Raw genomic sequence first — 16,768 nt, 5'->3', positions numbered from 1 at the left:
GAGAATGCCTCCTAATTTAATAATATATATTTATTATACAATCGTTATGTCATAAAGTCAATAGATTCGAGTAAAATTTTTCACTTGTTTACGTTTCTATTTGTTTGCTGTAATGACAGAAATAAGCATAAAATCGCTATTTTCTTTACCCTCTGTGTCAATAACTATCTCAACGGTGTGTTCTCCCTTTGCTCCGCTGTATATCTCATCAAGACAGCAAAGGTCTCCCCAATCCTCGTCAAAGTTTGCGTCAAGAAGAACCTTGTTCTGCCTGTCACCGTCTATGACAGCATATGCAACAGGCGCAGGCTTGTTGATAGTCTTTCTGTATTGCAGCATTATAATACTTCCACTCACGTTGAATTTAATACAACTTCCCTGCTTGTGAGCTATCCAACCGCCCTTGAATGGATCGCTCCACTGCTCTGCCGCATGAGTATCAGGCTCAAAGCCCTCCATAACGGGCGAACAGCTATAGTTCTGAAAACGCTGTGCGTCCTCATATCTGCTTGCTGTAAATGGCTCAGGGAGTGAAGGCTTCTTCTCTGCACCAAGCTTCTTATAGTATGAATATTCTGTATCAAGCAGATTGCAGATAAGATCAGCTATCATCTTGTGACCTAAGTCTGTAGGGTGGAGCATATCCGCTGTGTAGTCTGCAAGACAAACGTTTCCAAGCTGTATCTCAGGGAAAATGTAGTTTCTTACACTGACGATAGGCAGGTCATAGTGCAGACCGATAGCGTTATGTATACCCTGTGCATTTGTGCCTGTATCGTAAAAAAGATTGTTTATAAGCACAACCGCCTTGACGCTCTCAGCTTTCAGCAGACGTCTTACAAGGCTCTCGTATGTTTCCATAAATAGGGGCGAACTGCTGTCGTTTACCGAAAACTCAACGAAAACAAGGTCTGGCTGTTTGTCAAGGACGTGTTCCTGCACTCTTGCCACCCCAAACTGCGAGGTAGTTGCACCAATACCAGCATTGAAGTAGCTTATCTCAGCGTCAGGAAAATTCGTCTGCCACCATTTTGCACTGCGGTCAACATATCTTAACTCAGTCTTTGTAGCATTACAGCCCATTGTTATCGAGCCACCCAAATAAACAATGTTAAGCTTTTTTTCATTCTCTATCTTTTTGAATACCTGTGGAAGATAACCCATACTGCCGATATTCATGATAGATACGTTTTTGTCCGTCATATCCATTTCTCCTTTTATTTCTATAATGGTCTATTATAATATTATAGCATTTTTTAAAACAAAAGTAAATCATAACGGGCAAAAATATTTTGCTTTAAGCTACAAAAAGCGGTAATGATTTTTGTTAAAATCGTGCAATGTAGATGTTGACGAAAAGTAATGATATGTTGTATAATAAAGAATAAATATAAAATATGAAGAAAGAAGTGTTCATAATGCACGATTTTAAGGCACTCTGCCGTCAGGCACACACATTAGTAATATTCAAGAGCTTACATGAAGTTCCTGTCTTTGAAAAGCTACTTGAAACACTTGCTGTATGCGAATCTGACAGCGACATGGCTATAGAAAAATACTCAGATTTTGTGGCTGAGCTTTTTGCATATTCGGATAATCTTACAGAATATATGCTCAAGCTGGTTCTTGAAAATGAAAACCTTTTTATGCTTAAAAAGGGAGAAGGCAAGGAGACAGGTGCGCTTTTGGAGGAATGTCTTGCAAACGAGCTTGCCGTTATCGAGGAGCTTTCACAGATACCAAGTGACGAAATAATCTCAAAGATAGACTATGACGGCTTTCTGCCGAGATATGCTACACAAAAGCTTGACTTCTCGCAGATATATGCCGACAGGATACACGCTATCGGTCAGTACGGTTACGGCATCTATTCTCAGTATCATGTATTTGTCATAAAAGACGGCAAGATAGTTCCGGTGGAGTATCCTGACGATATAAAGCTTTCCGACCTGCACAATTACGAACGTGAGCGTCAGGAGGTCATCAACAATACTCTTGCGCTTTTGAAAGGCAAGCCTGCCAACAACGTTCTGCTTTATGGTGACTGCGGTACAGGCAAGTCCTCAACTGTCAAGGCCATAGCAAACGAATATGCCTGCAAGGGTCTCAGACTTATCGAGCTTAAAAAGAAGCAGCTCCATGAGATACCAGCCATTGTAGAAACGGTAAGCAAAAATCCATTGAAGTTCATTATCTTCATAGACGACCTTTCATTCACAGAAGACGATGATGATTTTGCGGCACTGAAAGCTATCCTCGAAGGAAGCGTTTCATCAACTGCGGACAATCTCTGCATTTATGCTACCTCAAACAGAAGACATCTTGTACACGAGACGTTCTCCTCACGAGAAGGTGACGAGATACACTTCAAAGACACTATGCAGGAGCTTCTTTCACTGTCAGACCGTTTTGGACTTACTGTCACATATCAGAAGCCTGACAAGAAGATTTACCTTGATGTAGTTGAGAAACTTGCAAAGCAATATGAGCTTAAAACTCCTATTGATGAGGTGCTTCAAAAGGCTGAGGCTTATGCGCTTTCGAGAGCAGGACGTTCACCGAGAGTTGCAAAGCAGTTCGTGGAATACATGAAGGGCATGGAAGACTAATAAATATATTCTGACGATATTCAGGAGGAATTATCATGACAAAGCAGCCACAGTGGCTTGACAACGCAGTTTTCTACGAGATCTATCCACAATCGTTCAATGACACAAACTCAGATGGTATCGGTGATATCAAGGGTATTACAGAAAAGCTTGACTATATCTGCGAGCTGGGGTGTAACGCTATTTGGATAAACCCATGCTTCAAATCACCTTTTGGCGATGCAGGCTATGACGTTGAGGACTATTACACAGTCGCTCCACGTTATGGCACTAATGAGGACTTGGTTGAGCTTTTTAATGAAGCTCACAAGCGTGATATGCACGTCCTCCTCGACCTTGTACCTGGTCATACTGCCGTTACCCACAAGTGGTTTAAGGAATCAATGAAAGCCGAGAGAAACGAGTTCACAGACCGCTATGTGTGGACAGACAGCATATGGGTAGAGCCTGACGGCATGGCTAGTATCCGTGGTATCTCCGACAGGGACGGCTCTTGTGCCGTGAATTTCTTCTCACATCAGCCTGCACTTAACTACGGCTATTATAAGCCTGATCCTGATAAAAAGTGGCAGCAGTCTATGAATGACGAAGGTCCAAGAGCTACACTTGAGGCTCTCAAGGATATAATGCGTTTTTGGCTCAGTGCCGGTGCAGACGGATTCAGAGTGGATATGGCAGGCTCTCTTGTAAAGAATGACGAGAACGGCAAAGGCACTATCGCACTTTGGCAAAACGTAAGAGAATTTCTTGACAAGGAGTTCCCATATGCCGCTATGGTATCAGAGTGGGGAGAACCTGACAAGTCAATAATTGGTGGCTTCCATATGGACTTTCTGTTGCACTTTGGTCCGTCACATTATAATGACCTTTTCCGCTGTGAAGAGCCTTATTTCTCAAAGCGTGGCAAGGGTTCGGCTAAAGAATTTGTTGAAGCATACAAAACCAATTATGCCAAGACAGACGGCAAGGGTCTTATCTGTATCCCGTCAGGCAACCACGATATGGACAGACTTGCAAGAACCCTTGATACAGACGAAATGCGTGTTGCATTTGCTTTCCTGCTCACAATGCCGGGCGCACCATTTATCTACTATGGTGACGAAATAGGCATGAGATATGTGGAGAATCTGACATCAGTTGAGGGTGGCTATGGCAGAACTGGCTCACGTTCGCCTATGCAGTGGAACAAGGGGCTTAATGCAGGCTTCTCATCAGCTAAGGCTGAAATGCTCTATGTACCGCTGGACAGCAGTAAAGACAGACCTGACGCTGAAAGCCAATCCAAGGACAGCACATCACTTAGAAGCGAAGTCAAAGGGCTTATAAGCTTCAGGCAGAAAAATCCTGCACTGCAAAGCAGGGGCGAGATAGAGTTTTTGTCAAGCGGATATCCTCTGGTATACAGACGTAAGGGCGAGGGACAGAGCATACTTGCGGTCATAAATCCAAAGGACGAAACGACAGAGATCAAAAACGTCAATGGCAAGATAATTTATACAGTAGGTCATGGCGCAAGCCTTGAAAACGGAAAGCTCATTATTAAAGGCTCGGCCGCTGTATTTGTTGAAGAATAAAATAACATAAAAGAGGTCAAGGACACATTTCACATTCCTTGACCTCTTTTGTTATGCCGTCTAAAGTTTATCCGCTGTTGTCAGAGCATACTCCGAAACTCCGTTGGAGTTTTTCCAAAGTGCATTTTAAACCGCTTCATAAAACCATATTCATTAGTATAACCGCACCTCTCAGCCACTTCCCTTACGCTGAGATTTGTCGTTGCAAGAAGCTGACTGGCTCTTTCCATTCGTGCGCTTATAACGTCTGTCATGACGCTCACTCCAAACATTTTCTTATACATATGCTGAAAACTTGACCTGCTTATACCCATATCCCATGCCATGCTGCCTACGTCTGCAATGTCCTCAGGCATTGCGTATATGTATGCTCTGAGCTGCATAAAGCGGCTGTTCCTGTCAGTAATAATGCAGGACTTCTTGTCTGTACACTTTAGCTGTCTTGCAAGCTTTAACAAAAAGATCTCCATATAGCACCGTGTTACTTCCTCATGCCCCTCTTTCATGAGCTGATACTCATATGCTACCGAACGCATTATCTGACTAAGCTCATCGATATTTCCAAGGTATACCAGTGTGTCTTTTGGAACATCAAGCCTTTCAAATTTTTCATTATCGCCCTGCTCATAATTGAAATACAGCCAATCATCGGTATAAAACTCTTCTGCGGCATGGTATTTCACAGGGGTATCTGGCGAAAGCAGGATAAAAGAATTTTTCTCTGCCCTATGCTCGATACCATTTATAACGAACACCGATGGTTCTTTTATGAGCAATATAAGGGGACAGCCCACCCCGTGAGGGCAATCCATAATAAAATCTTTTCTATGGCGATAATTATAGCCGACCGCACCCACAAGCATTCTGATCCCTCCCTGCTTTTATCAACTTTATTTTACCACACCGCTACATTCTTGTCAACGAAAAAAGAGCAGACGCTTTGTTCTGCTCTTCTTTCACATAATTCTATAATAGTATTACAATTATCCCCAATAGGTTCTCCAAACATTGAAATAACCCCAAGGAATTTTAAACGAGTAGGCTATCTTACTGCTGTTTGTCTTGTAGCTTCTGTTGCACCAGAAGTAAACATTATAGTCATTAGCAATACCGTTAAGGTGAGTTTTGCCATATACTGCACCAAAAACAGCCTGCTTTACTCTTCTGGAAACGTTTGAATAATTTGCTCCGTCCCTTGAAAGCTGTGCAGATGACATAAATCCGCCGCTCCTATAAATAATATCCTGAACATTGTTATATCTTGCATAGTAGGACTTCCACATTGCATTCTTTGTGTACTTTGCGGCAACATACTGGTTTGCAACACAATCTGCAACATAAACGATAGGCTTATCCCACTCTGAACCTGACATCTTACCAACCTCATGATAAACTATACGGCACATTGCTTCCCAGCCTGCCTTATTGAAGTCCATTCTTGCTGTCTTTATTGTCTGTGTCTTTGAGTAAGCAGAAGCGGCAGAGCCATTTACAGCCTTTACTCTGAACTGATATGAAGTCGTTCTCTGAAGACCTGTAACAGTGCAGTTCGTGTTCTTGACTGTCTTGTATTTCTTCCAACTCTTATATTTGCCACCCTTGATGTATAGCTCATATTTTGAAGCACCTTTTACCTTGCTCCAATGCACCTTGATAGTGTTTGTCTGCTTGTTATACGGATGAGTGAACTCACTTCCATAGTTTATCTGAGCGGTCATCTTAGGAGTCGAAAGCTTTGCCGCAGCAGCATCGGCACTAAATCCCTCTGTCATTACCAAAAATGTCATAAGCGCTGCAATAAACATCACTATAACTTTCAGTGACTTATTCTTTGCTGAAATAAAACTTGTTGAATGATCCATTAATAATACGGCTTTACAACGCATACACGCTGCATTGCCAATTCACACCCTTTCTTTTAATTAGCGGCGGTCATGTCTGTGCCGCTATTTAATTTTATTACGGTCGATTAAAATTATGTATCAATCTGTAACGATAACGGTTAAGAAAGTTACAAACTGATTACAAATTACTACACTATTGTAACACGCACAATTGCATTTGTCAAGCTTTTTTATAGTTTTTTTGATTTTTGTTTATAATTTGAAGCAAAGAATATAAAAATTGTACTAATATTTCAGCACATTGAATATTAATTTACTGTATCAGCAAGAGTTCACGCACAATTATCACAAATAAAATATGTGCAGAATATGAACAAAATCAATGGATCAACCACAGAGATCCTGCTGTTTTAAAAAAATCTGTGGGGAAAGAGGCAAAATAATGAAAAAATATTTACCTGAGGGCAAGATCTTCAATAGCCCTGAAAACCGATATTATCTTCAAAGCGAACGAACAATGGCTGAGGCAATGGCTCAGGGATTGATACTGGAGGGTCATGCTGTGCTTTGTGACAGCGAACACAACATAATAGTAGAGCTTCCCTTTGGCAAAGGAATAATCCCAAGATCAGAGGGAGCGATCGGAATACAAGAAGGCAAAACAAAAGACATAGCATTACTTTCTAGGGTAAACAAAACGGTATGCTTCAAGGTGACAGATATTGTTCACGAAAAGGGCGAGGTCATATGCAGGTTGTCAAGGCGTCTTGCACAAGAAGAGTGCATTGAACGATATATAAGTACCCTCACATCAGGGGACGTTATACCGGCAAAGGTAACACACCTTGAGCCTTTCGGGTGCTTTGTTGACATAGGCTGTGGTCTTCCTTCACTTATACCAATAGACGCCATATCCGTCTCACGCATCACCCACCCAAACGACAGATTTTTCAACGGTCAGGACATATATGCTGTGGTAAAAAGCTGTGACGAGGACAGGATATGCCTTTCTCACAAGGAACTTTTAGGCACATGGGAAGAAAATGCAGCATTGTTCTCCACAGGAGAAACTGTAGGTGGGATAGTACGCTCCATTGAACCATACGGTATTTTTATAGAGCTTGCTCCGAACCTTGCAGGACTTGCTGAACCAAGAGAAAATGTGCGTGTGGGGCAGGCAGCAAGTGTTTACATAAAAGCTCTTATCCCCGAAAAAATGAAAGTCAAGCTCATTATCGTAGACGTATTTGAAAACAGCGTTTTTCCCTCAAAGATAAACTATTTCATCACCAGCGGCAGGCTCACAAAATGGGTCTATTCCACCAATGAATGTTACAAAAATATATGCTCTGAATTCGTGTGATAAACGTACATATTTTTGTACTTGTAATTTATTTGTACTATAATTTGTACTTGTTTTCACAGCAAAACAAGAGATAAAAAAGGCATTGGCTTCCAATTGAAGTCAGTGCCTTTTGGTTTGTTATATCATTATGTGGATATCACCATATCTCCTTAGGATATTTAAGTCCCCATTCTTTCCTAAGCTTTGTCATTTCGTTTGCGATAACGCCACAGCCGATAACAGCCCAGTTCAGTTCTCCCTTTTCCATGTGTTAAGCTCCTTTCAGAACGTCTAAAATACCTTATAACCTTCTTTGATATCTCCAGAGCGATAAGCGTCCAACAGGTCACGGAGATCGTTTATCTGCAAAAGCAGTTCCCTTCCCTTGTCGGTATCTGAAATGTTTGCCCGACGGTCAAGTCTTTCCACCATATGTATCTCAGGAGTATGCTCACTCTCTCCTGCAATAAACGGCTTATGCTCCGCAAGATTAAGGCTGTGGGAATCATAAATAAGAGTGTAGCCTGCGATACCGGTGGCTTTTTGATAAGCCTTTGAGATACCACCGTCAATAACGAACAGCCTGCCGTCTGCCTTGACAGGGCTTTCGCCATTTTTTATCTTAACAGGTACATGACCGTTTATGATATGACCACGCTGTGGGTCAAGCCCAAACATTTCAAGTATCTTTCCGCATATCTCAGGCTTCTCTGAGAAGTGATAATAGGCATTATAATTTTCCTTGTGAAGCTTTTTATCTTCAAGGAAATATCGCTCAAAAAACGCCATTTTGTCCTTGCCGTAAAGAGGCGAACGTGCGCCGCTCCACAGATACCACAAATGGTCTGCACAGTTGCTTTTCTCCTCACAAGGCTGTAAGAAATACGCCTTGTTGGCTATTTCGTCAAGCTTATCTAGCATTGCCTTACCCGAATACTGCTCTCCTGCTATACTTAAGCTCAGAAGCTTTCCATTTTCATCAAGAGGGATACAGCCGTGGAAAAGCAAATTGCCGTTTATGGTCTTATACATTGAGCCTTTTGAATATAAAAAACGCATATGTGTGTTGAGCCTGTCGCTGTGCATAAACGAGTTTGCAAGAATCGTCATAAGCTCATTTTCGCCTTCGGTAAGCGCAAGAGGATCGGCAGGATCAACTGTAGGAAAATTGCCGTCAAGAAGCTTATGAGCTTGCCCGTCTATTGTTATAGTGCCATTTGCGAAGTCCACCATGCTGAAAAGGTCACGGTGAGATAGTTTCCATTCAGGGTGCCGCCTGATAAGCTGCCCCTCTAGCTTTAGCTGTATAACTGTGATAGCCTTGTGCATTTTTGCCACAAGCTTTGCATCAACCGGGTCATAGATATTATCATCAAGTGTCTGTGGCATGAAAATTGCGCACTCATCGTTTTTATATGTTTCTCCTGCAAAGACCGCCAGCGCACGAAGATTTAATCCATAGCCGTCCTCGAGAACGTCAAAGTTATTGTATCGCATGGAGATACGGATAACATTTGCAATAAGAGCGAGATTACCTGAAGCCGCACCCATCCACGAAATGTCATGATTGCCCCACTGTATATCGACATCGTGCATTTTCATAAGCTCGTCCATAATAATATCTGCTCTTGGACCACGGTCATATATATCTCCGATAATATGCAGCTTGTCGATAGCAAGAGATTGTATAAGCTCACAAAGGGACTTTATAAAGCGGTCTGCGATTCCAGTGTCAAGAATTGTGGTGATTATCTCGTCATAGTAATATTCCTTTACCACATCATCAGTGACGTTAAGCAGTTCGTCAAGTATATAGACCATATCCTTTGGTATGCTCTTTCGCACTCTCGAACGTGTATACTTTGCCGACACCGCCTCGCAAACAAGTATCAGACGATAGATAGTAAGTCTGCGCCACTCGTCTGAAAGCCTGTTTTTATCCCGCAAACGCTTTAGTTGCTTGTCGGGATAATAGATAAGATAGGCAAGGGCTTCACGCTCTGCCGAGGAAACTGTTTTTCCTAAGGTCAGGTCTATCTTGTTTTTTATCATGCCCGATGCGCTTTTTAGCATATGCAAAAAGGCTTCATACTCCCCGTGGATATCGCTGAAAAAGTATTCCGTACCCTTTGGCATACTGCGTATTGCAGATAGATTTACTATCTCGCTGGCGGCACTGTCTATAGTAGGAAATTTTTGTGCAAGTAGTAAAAGATATTTTTTGTCCATATGTATTTCTCTCTTTTGGATTTTTTACAACGTCATATTACTCAGAAAGACCGCAGTTTACGCTACGGTCTTGTCTGAATTTTTTTGGGAGATATAAGGAATTATTCGCCGAAACCGTCCTCAAACATTTTAACGAACTCGTCAAGCACAGCCTGCTCGTTTTCGCCTGTTACGATTATCTCTACCTCAGTGTCCTTCTTGATACCTGCTGCCATTATCTGCATAACAGCCTTAGCCTTGATGTTCTTGCCGTTTGCTTTCATCATGATCTCGCACTCAGGATGCTCCTTAGCAGCCTTTGCAACGATACCTGCCGGACGCATATGAAGTCCCTCTGCATTTACTACTTTTACGACCTTTGATACCATAATAAATCCCTCCTTTTCTGAAACTTAATTTATTTATGATTGTTAACATTATTATATTATATTTTCTTATATTTGTAAAGACTATTCTGTAACTTTCCTAAGGAAACCTGCAGGCAATGCGCCAAGAAAGCCTGATGGAACATTTCCGACAGGAGCAGCAAAAGTTGCACCTGAAACTGCCATTGCTCCGCGTTCCTATATTTTTTCATAGCGTTTCAAGAAGCTCTGCGATTTTTTCTTTTTGAGCAAGCCCATCAGAAAAAGCAGTCGCACCGCCAGCGGCTGTGCCAAGTTTAAGAGCATATTCATAATCGCCATGCAATATACCAGCGGTAAAGCCTGCCACCATTGAATCGCCTGCACCAACGGAATTTTTCACCTTACCATTACATACTCCACAGCGATGTATTTCACCGTTTTCGTCAATAAGCATTGCGCCGTCCCCTGCCATTGAGATAAGCACGTTCACAGCACCCATTTCTTTAAGCTTACGTGCGTATTTTTCTATCTCCTCATCATTAGTGAGTGTCACTCCGAACATCTCGCCAAGCTCGTGGTTGTTAGGCTTGATAAGGAAAGGTTTATATTTAAGCACATTGAGAAGCAGGTCTTTTGTTGCGTCCACTACTGTTCTGATATTCTTGTGCGCGAGCCTTTCGAGTATCTTCTCATAGATATCTGAAGGCAGCGAGGCAGGTATGCTTCCTGCGAGTATAAGCGTATCTCCGTCCTGAAGCTTATCAAGCTTTGCAAAAAGCTTATTCACAGCCTCATCATCTATATCAGGACCCTGACCATTTAGCTCTGTTTCCTCAGCAGATTTTATTTTCACATTTATACGGGAATTACCGTTTTTAAGATGAACAAAATCTGTATCAATTCCCATTTCCGCTAATCCGTTCTCGATAGCTTCACCTGTGAAGCCTGCAGTGAAGCCAAGTGCCTTTGACTGAATGTCCAGCTCTCTAAGAACTATAGACACATTTATACCCTTGCCACCGAAATACATCTCTTCCCTATCTGAGCGGTTGGTAGACCCAAGCTTCATTTCCCCTGTATGAACAACATAGTCGATAGCAGGATTGAATGTTACAGTATATACCATTTTACATTACCTCCTTGATATTTGCTTTTGTAAGATATTTTTTGTCTTGAAGCTTGTCGGTGATTATCTTCACACGTCCAAGCTGAGCGAAAGTGACCGCAGATATCTGATCGAATTTAGAGTGATCTGCAAGAATATAAACAGTCTGACTGTTTAACACCACGGTAGACTTCACTCTTGCCTCGTTTCTGTCCGGTGTTGTTATACCACCTGACAACGAAATTCCGTTTGCTCCAAGAAAGCTTTTGGTGAAATTGTAGCTTTGCAGACTGCTGACACATTCAGCACCAACGATAGCCTCCGTTGTGAGCTTTATCTCCCCTGCCGGCATATAGACCTTAAAGCCACGCTGAGCAAGCTTTTTGGCATGAACGAAAGCGTTAGTCACAAAGGTAATTTTCTTATCTGGCAGAAAGTCTATCATATAGCCTGTAGTCGTTCCGGCGTCGATAAAAATGAAATCACCGTCATCCACAAGAGATGCTGAAAACCTCGCAATTGCAAGCTTTTCATCGGTAAAAAGCTTTGACTTTGACTCAACGTCCTGTTCCTCCGGATTGAAAGAATGTTCCTCGGCAGATATAGCACCACCATGAACTTTTTTCAAAAGACCCCTTTCATCAAGCACCGTCAAGTCACGGCGTATCGTTGATTCAGAAGCTTTTAAAAGCTCGAACAACTCCAGAAGCTTCACACTTTTATTCTGCTTGACTCTCTCTAATATAATAGAGTACCTTTCCTCTGTAAGCATTTTATCACCTTTTCAAATTTCAAAAATGTTTTTGACGTCAATTGAACGATATTGATTGTTTCTGATAATAAAGTAACATATCGCACACCAAAAGTCAAGCAATTCCGTTCAAAATCATTCACGCAGCATTATTTTGAGCCGTTTTTTAAATTATGAATAAGATGTTTGTGAGTTTTAACAACATTCAATCAAAAGCAGTCAGATAACATCAGTTTCGCTTTTGTGACGTTATATTTTTTGCAATTATTATTTGGATATCCATATCACCTTGTTCCTTGCAAGATATTTTGCAAAATGAAATAGAAAAAAGCAGTGCTGAGATTTTTCTCAAGCACTGCTTTGCTTTATTTTTTGATTTTCTTATTTTACTGTCTGGCTTACGCATATTCAATCTATGCCTCAAGCCCTGACAAGGCTTCGCTCGGTGATTGTCACTTACCTTCTGCTAATTTATCGTCGTCGCTTCTTAAAATGCAGAGTGCGATAACAAGACCTGTCAAAGCAACAAACACCGCTTTAGTTTCAAGCAATTCTGTGACAAATGCACCCACTGCCGCTCCACCTATAAAGCAAAGGATTATACCATAATACTGCATTGCATTACTAAGCTTTTGCTTATCCTTAGTTTTCAAATACTGAAACAGATTATCCGTACCGCTTCTAAGATTGCCAGTACACATCGTGGTAGCGAAAGGCTTTCCGTCCATTTTCCTAAAACCCTCGACCTGCATTGCACAGGTAAAAGAAACTAGGATATTCGCCAATGTGTTAAGCGTACCGGCAGGGATAAATCCCACAATAGTCAGCACCACAAGCTCCACACCGATTATGATCCTATGCCAATGTATCCTCGGGTGTTCATTGAATTTCAGCTTCACAGCTTCCACTATCAGCACGCCAAGCATAAAGGACAGTATAGGCATGAGATAAAGAAAGACCTTCAGCCAGCTTCCCTCTTTGATATTGATAGCCAACAACACCATGTTACCTGTCTGTGCATTTGCAAAAACGTGGTCACGACTGATGTAGGTATAAGCGTCAAGATAGCCACCCACTATTGCGAGCATTACTCCGACACCGTAAAACTCAGCTATATGTCTTCCGTTCTTCATTGTGCAGTCCCCAGTGGCTCAAGTTCGTTAAGATCATATGGCGTTTTCTGATAAATGCAGTAGTTGAGCCAGTTTGAATAAAGCAGATTAGCCGAACAGCTCCAATTGAAAATAGGCTTGTTTTCCGGATCATCGTCAGGAAAATAGCTATATGGTATCTGTATAGGCAACCCCTTTTCCTTATCTCTGAAATACTCTTTTGCAAGGGTCTCACGATCATATTCCCAGTGGCCGAACAGAAAAAACTGTCTTTGCGTCTTATCTGAAACAAGATGCACACCCGCCTCGTTTGACACTGCCACCACTATAAGGTCGTCCACCTTTTCGATGTCTTCACGACGCACCTCAGTATGGCGTGAGTGCGGACAATGGAAAACATCTCCAAAGCCTTTAAGAATAATGCTTTCGGGATAGTCGATATGGTGCTTGAAATTGCCAAACATCTTCTCTTTCAAAGGATATTTTGGAACGCCATAATGATAATAAAGTCCAGCCTGAGCGCCCCAACATATGTGGATAGTTGAGAAAACATTGGTCTTTGACCATTCAAAAACTCTGCAAAGCTCGTCCCAGTAATCAACGTCTTCATACTCCATTTGCTCAACAGGCGCACCAGTGATTATAAGACCATCATAACGATTATCACTCACCTCGTCAAAGTTCTTGTAGAAAGCGAGCATATGCTCCAAAGAGGTGTTTTTTGACATATGACTGCTCATCTGAATAAGGTCGATGTCAACATGAAGAGGTGTGTTGCTCAAAAGACGCAGAAGCTGCGTTTCTGTCGCAATTTTGTCAGGCATGAGATTGACAATAGCGATCTTCAAGGCACGAATGTCCTGATGAGCGGCTCTGTCATCGGGAATAACGAATATATTCTCATTTTCCAACGTTTGAAACGCAGGAAGGTCATTTGGTATTTTAATTGGCAAAGTATATCCCACCTTTTAATTATACTCTAAAAGATTATTATAACACGATCTCTGTTAAAAATCAACCAAAAGAGAGATTTATTCATATATTATTGAGAAAAAGGGAGCGGCCTAAGCCGCTCCCTTTGTGTATCAACAGTATATAGATCCGTACAATTATTCGTAAAGTGGATATTTCTTGCAGATAGCGTTTACCTTTTCTCTGATCTCATCAGCCTTATTGTCAAAGTCTGTTGCTGTGAGATACATACACTCTGCAATAACGTCCATGTCCTCCTCAACAAGTCCCCTTGTGGTAACTGCCGCTGTACCAACTCTTACACCGCTTGTTACAAATGGCTTCTCAGGGTCGTTAGGGATAGCATTTTTGTTTACAGTGATGTAAACCTCGTCAAGTTTCTTCTCAAACTCTTTGCCTGTAATGTGGAAAGGTCTGAGGTCAACAAGCATAAGGTGATTGTCTGTGCCGCCTGATACGAGATTGAATCCTCTGTCAAGAAGTCCCTTTGCAAGAGCCTGTGCATTCTTTACGATCTGCTCACCGTACGCCTTGAACTCAGGCTTGAGAGCCTCGCCAAAGCAAACTGCCTTTGCAGCGATAACGTGCATAAGAGGACCGCCCTGTGTGCCTGGGAAAATAGCAGAATTTATCTTCTTAGCTATATACTCGTTGTTTGTGAGTATAAGTCCTCCTCTTGGTCCTCTCAGAGTTTTATGTGTTGTTGTTGTAACAATGTCAGCATATGGTACTGGTGACTGATGACAGCCTGCAGCAACAAGTCCTGCAATATGTGCCATATCTACCATAAGATATGCACCGACAGCCTTTGCTATCTCAGAAAGCTTCTCGAAGTCGATAGCTCTTGGATAAGCACTTGCACCGGCAACAATAAGTCTAGGTCTGCACTTGTTAGCCTGCTTGTAGAGAGCCTCGTAGTCGATATAGCCCTCGTCATTTACGCCGTAAGGAACAAAATTAAAATACTTACCTGAAAGGTTTACAGGTGAGCCGTGTGTAAGGTGTCCGCCAGCGTCAAGGCTCATACCCATAACAGTGTCACCTGGCTTAAGAAGAGCAAAATAGACAGCAGTGTTAGCCTGAGCGCCGGAATGTGGCTGAACGTTAGCATACTTAGCGCCGAAAAGCTTGCAGGCTCTTTCAACAGCTATATCCTCCACAACGTCAACGCACTGACAGCCGCCATAATATCTCTTACCAGAATATCCCTCAGCATACTTATTAGTAAGCACAGAACCCATTGCAGCCATAACGGCAGGTGAAACGATATTTTCGCTTGCGATAAGCTCAAGATTTCTTCTCTGTCTTGCCAGCTCGGCTTCCATTGCTTCGCCGACTTCTTTATCGACATTTTCAACAAAGCCGATAGTATCCATTATTTTCATCGAAATTACTCCCATCATAAAATTTTACGGACATTCCGTTCTCTTTTATTATAGCGTATTTTTCTTTTGATGTCAACGAAAATTTTTTATAGTGAGGAATGTGAGGAATGAGGAGTGAGGAGTGAGGAATTAAGGTATCGCCTGCGGCGATTAATTTTTGTGGAGAATAGGTTTTACTGCCGCAAAATTGCTTCGCTCTTTTCGTTTTTTTCCATTTCTCACTTCTTTATCTTCTCCCAATACGCTTTCGCCATTTGCTCCGTCTTATTCTCACCATACTGATAATAAGTCCTCCCCACAAGCTTATCAGGCAGATACTGCTGTTTTACCCAATGGTTTGGATAGTCATGAGGATAAAGATAGTGCTGTCCTTTCACTTTTGCGCCCTCGCCGTCAAAATGTTTATTCTGCAAATGCCGTGGATAATCTCCAAAATCACCATTTCTAACATCTGCTAAAGCTGCGTCTATTGCTGATTCAGCAGAATTTGATTTTGGAGCAGTGGCAAGAAGAACCACAGCTTCCGCCAATGGTATCCTTGCTTCAGGCAGTCCCAACTGCAATGCCGAATCAACGCAGGATTTCGTCACTACCGCCGCCATAGGATACGCAAGTCCTATATCCTCACTTGCGATAACAAGCAGCCGTCTGCACAGAGAAATGATATCCCCTGCTTCAATAAGCCGTGCGGCATAATGAAGTGCGGCGTTCTCGTCAGAACCTCTTATGGACTTCTGCAAAGCCGACAGAATATCATAATGCTCATCGCCTGCACGGTCATAGCGCATATTGCTACGCTGAGTAAGAAGCTTCACATTATCAAGGTTCACGGTGAGCTTTTCACCGTCATTATCTGCCGAAAGTATGCAAAGCTCCACTGTATTTATTGACTTTCTCACATCACCACCACAGCCCCTTGCGATATGCTCCAACACACCATTTTCAAGACGCAGTTTCAGCCCCAACTCATCAGCCATAAGCTGAAAAGCACGCTTTATTGCAGGCAAGATCTCCTCCGAAGTCAGCGGCTTGAACTCAAACACAGTTGAACGGCTGATTATAGCATTGTACACATAAAAATACGGATTTTCAGTGGTAGAAGCGATAAGAGTTATCTTGCCGTTTTCAATGTATTCAAGAAGCGATTGCTGTTGTTTTTTGTTAAGATACTGTATCTCGTCAAGATAAAGCAAGATACCATTAATGCCGCTGAGCGTTTCAGTTTCAGCAACTATCTGCTTGATATCAGCAATAGAAGCACTTGTGCCGTTAAGCTTATGCATAGTCATATTAGCATTATTTGCTATCATTCTTGCGACCGTAGTTTTGCCAACACCTGACGGACCATAAAAAATCATATTCGGTATTTTACCGCTTTCGATAATACGCCTGAGAGGTTTATTTTCGCCTAACAGGTGGGTCTGTCCCACAATATCATCAAGGGTTTTGGGTCTAATTCGTTCAGCCAAAGGCACACTCATTTTATGATCTCCTT

At 42.1% G+C, this 16,768-nt stretch carries 14 protein-coding genes; 3 read left to right on the top strand and 11 right to left on the bottom strand.

Translation table 11 applies throughout. The features are described 5' to 3' along the window. Window positions 1-96: 96 nt before the first annotated feature. Window positions 97-1,203, bottom strand: coding sequence for an SGNH/GDSL hydrolase family protein (locus QVO88_RS01255; RefSeq protein ID WP_022286721.1), 1,107 nt, complete (start codon window positions 1,201-1,203; stop codon window positions 97-99). 215 nt (window positions 1,204-1,418) lie between these two features. On the opposite strand from QVO88_RS01255, the gene QVO88_RS01250 reads away from it, so the two are divergent. Continuing rightward, complete coding sequence (locus QVO88_RS01250) at window positions 1,419-2,609, top strand: ATP-binding protein (protein ID WP_038671682.1); 1,191 nt, start codon at window positions 1,419-1,421, stop codon at window positions 2,607-2,609. Between the two features lie 35 nt (window positions 2,610-2,644). After that, window positions 2,645-4,183 carry an alpha-amylase family glycosyl hydrolase gene (locus QVO88_RS01245; protein WP_022286719.1) on the top strand — a complete coding sequence of 513 codons (1,539 nt, stop codon included), beginning with the start codon at window positions 2,645-2,647 and terminating at the stop codon, window positions 4,181-4,183. 80 nt (window positions 4,184-4,263) lie between these two features. Here QVO88_RS01245 and QVO88_RS01240 read toward each other — a convergent pair whose 3' ends face one another. Both QVO88_RS01240 and QVO88_RS01235 read right to left on the bottom strand, forming a co-directional pair. Further along, entirely contained in the window at window positions 4,264-5,046 is a 783-nt protein-coding gene (locus QVO88_RS01240; protein ID WP_022286718.1) for an AraC family transcriptional regulator, read from the bottom strand. A 120-nt stretch (window positions 5,047-5,166) separates the two neighbouring features. Next, window positions 5,167-6,045, bottom strand: a complete 879-nt coding sequence (locus tag QVO88_RS01235; RefSeq protein ID WP_022286717.1) for a fibronectin type III domain-containing protein — start codon at window positions 6,043-6,045, stop codon at window positions 5,167-5,169. 424 nt (window positions 6,046-6,469) lie between these two features. On the opposite strand from QVO88_RS01235, the gene QVO88_RS01230 reads away from it, so the two are divergent. Next, window positions 6,470-7,390, top strand: coding sequence for a S1 RNA-binding domain-containing protein (locus QVO88_RS01230; protein WP_022286716.1), 921 nt, complete (start codon window positions 6,470-6,472; stop codon window positions 7,388-7,390). A 273-nt stretch (window positions 7,391-7,663) separates the two neighbouring features. On the opposite strand, the gene QVO88_RS01225 is transcribed toward QVO88_RS01230, so the two are convergent. The 8 genes from QVO88_RS01225 to QVO88_RS01190 all read right to left on the bottom strand — a co-directional run bounded on the left by QVO88_RS01225 (window position 7,664) and on the right by QVO88_RS01190 (window position 16,754). Further along, the gene (locus tag QVO88_RS01225; protein ID WP_022286714.1) at window positions 7,664-9,601 is read right to left on the bottom strand and encodes a fructose-bisphosphatase class III; all 1,938 of its coding nucleotides are present in this window, start codon (window positions 9,599-9,601) and stop codon (window positions 7,664-7,666) included. Window positions 9,602-9,702: 101 nt separating this feature from the next. Continuing rightward, a complete protein-coding gene (locus QVO88_RS01220) occupies window positions 9,703-9,969 on the bottom strand; it encodes an HPr family phosphocarrier protein (RefSeq protein WP_022286713.1) in 267 nt (88 codons plus the stop codon). A gap of 205 nt (window positions 9,970-10,174) precedes the next feature. Further along, complete coding sequence (pfkB, locus tag QVO88_RS01215; RefSeq protein WP_022286711.1) at window positions 10,175-11,074, bottom strand: 1-phosphofructokinase; 900 nt, start codon at window positions 11,072-11,074, stop codon at window positions 10,175-10,177. Window position 11,075: 1 nt separating this feature from the next. Continuing rightward, window positions 11,076-11,825 carry a DeoR/GlpR family DNA-binding transcription regulator gene (locus QVO88_RS01210; protein WP_022286710.1) on the bottom strand — a complete coding sequence of 250 codons (750 nt, stop codon included), beginning with the start codon at window positions 11,823-11,825 and terminating at the stop codon, window positions 11,076-11,078. Between the two features lie 431 nt (window positions 11,826-12,256). Then, window positions 12,257-12,937, bottom strand: coding sequence for a YoaK family protein (locus tag QVO88_RS01205; protein ID WP_022286709.1), 681 nt, complete (start codon window positions 12,935-12,937; stop codon window positions 12,257-12,259). Beyond that, window positions 12,934-13,869 carry a homoserine O-succinyltransferase gene (metA, locus tag QVO88_RS01200; RefSeq protein ID WP_022286708.1) on the bottom strand — a complete coding sequence of 312 codons (936 nt, stop codon included), beginning with the start codon at window positions 13,867-13,869 and terminating at the stop codon, window positions 12,934-12,936. The genes QVO88_RS01205 and metA overlap by 4 nt, the downstream gene beginning before the upstream one ends. 156 nt (window positions 13,870-14,025) lie before the next feature. Next, window positions 14,026-15,273 (bottom strand): serine hydroxymethyltransferase, encoded by a 1,248-nt coding sequence (gene glyA, locus QVO88_RS01195; RefSeq protein WP_022286707.1) that lies wholly within the window; start codon window positions 15,271-15,273, stop codon window positions 14,026-14,028. 218 nt (window positions 15,274-15,491) lie between these two features. Next, on the bottom strand, window positions 15,492-16,754 hold the full coding sequence (locus QVO88_RS01190) for a replication-associated recombination protein A (RefSeq protein ID WP_022286706.1): 1,263 nt from the start codon (window positions 16,752-16,754) through the stop codon (window positions 15,492-15,494). Window positions 16,755-16,768 lie beyond the last annotated feature (14 nt).

Source organism: Ruminococcus sp. CAG:57 (assembly GCF_000435935.1).
In the GTDB taxonomy this organism is placed as follows: domain Bacteria; phylum Bacillota; class Clostridia; order Oscillospirales; family Ruminococcaceae; genus Hominimerdicola; species Hominimerdicola aceti.
Note: the sequence above shows the minus strand (reverse complement) of the source record. Positions and strands in the feature narration are given on the sequence as shown.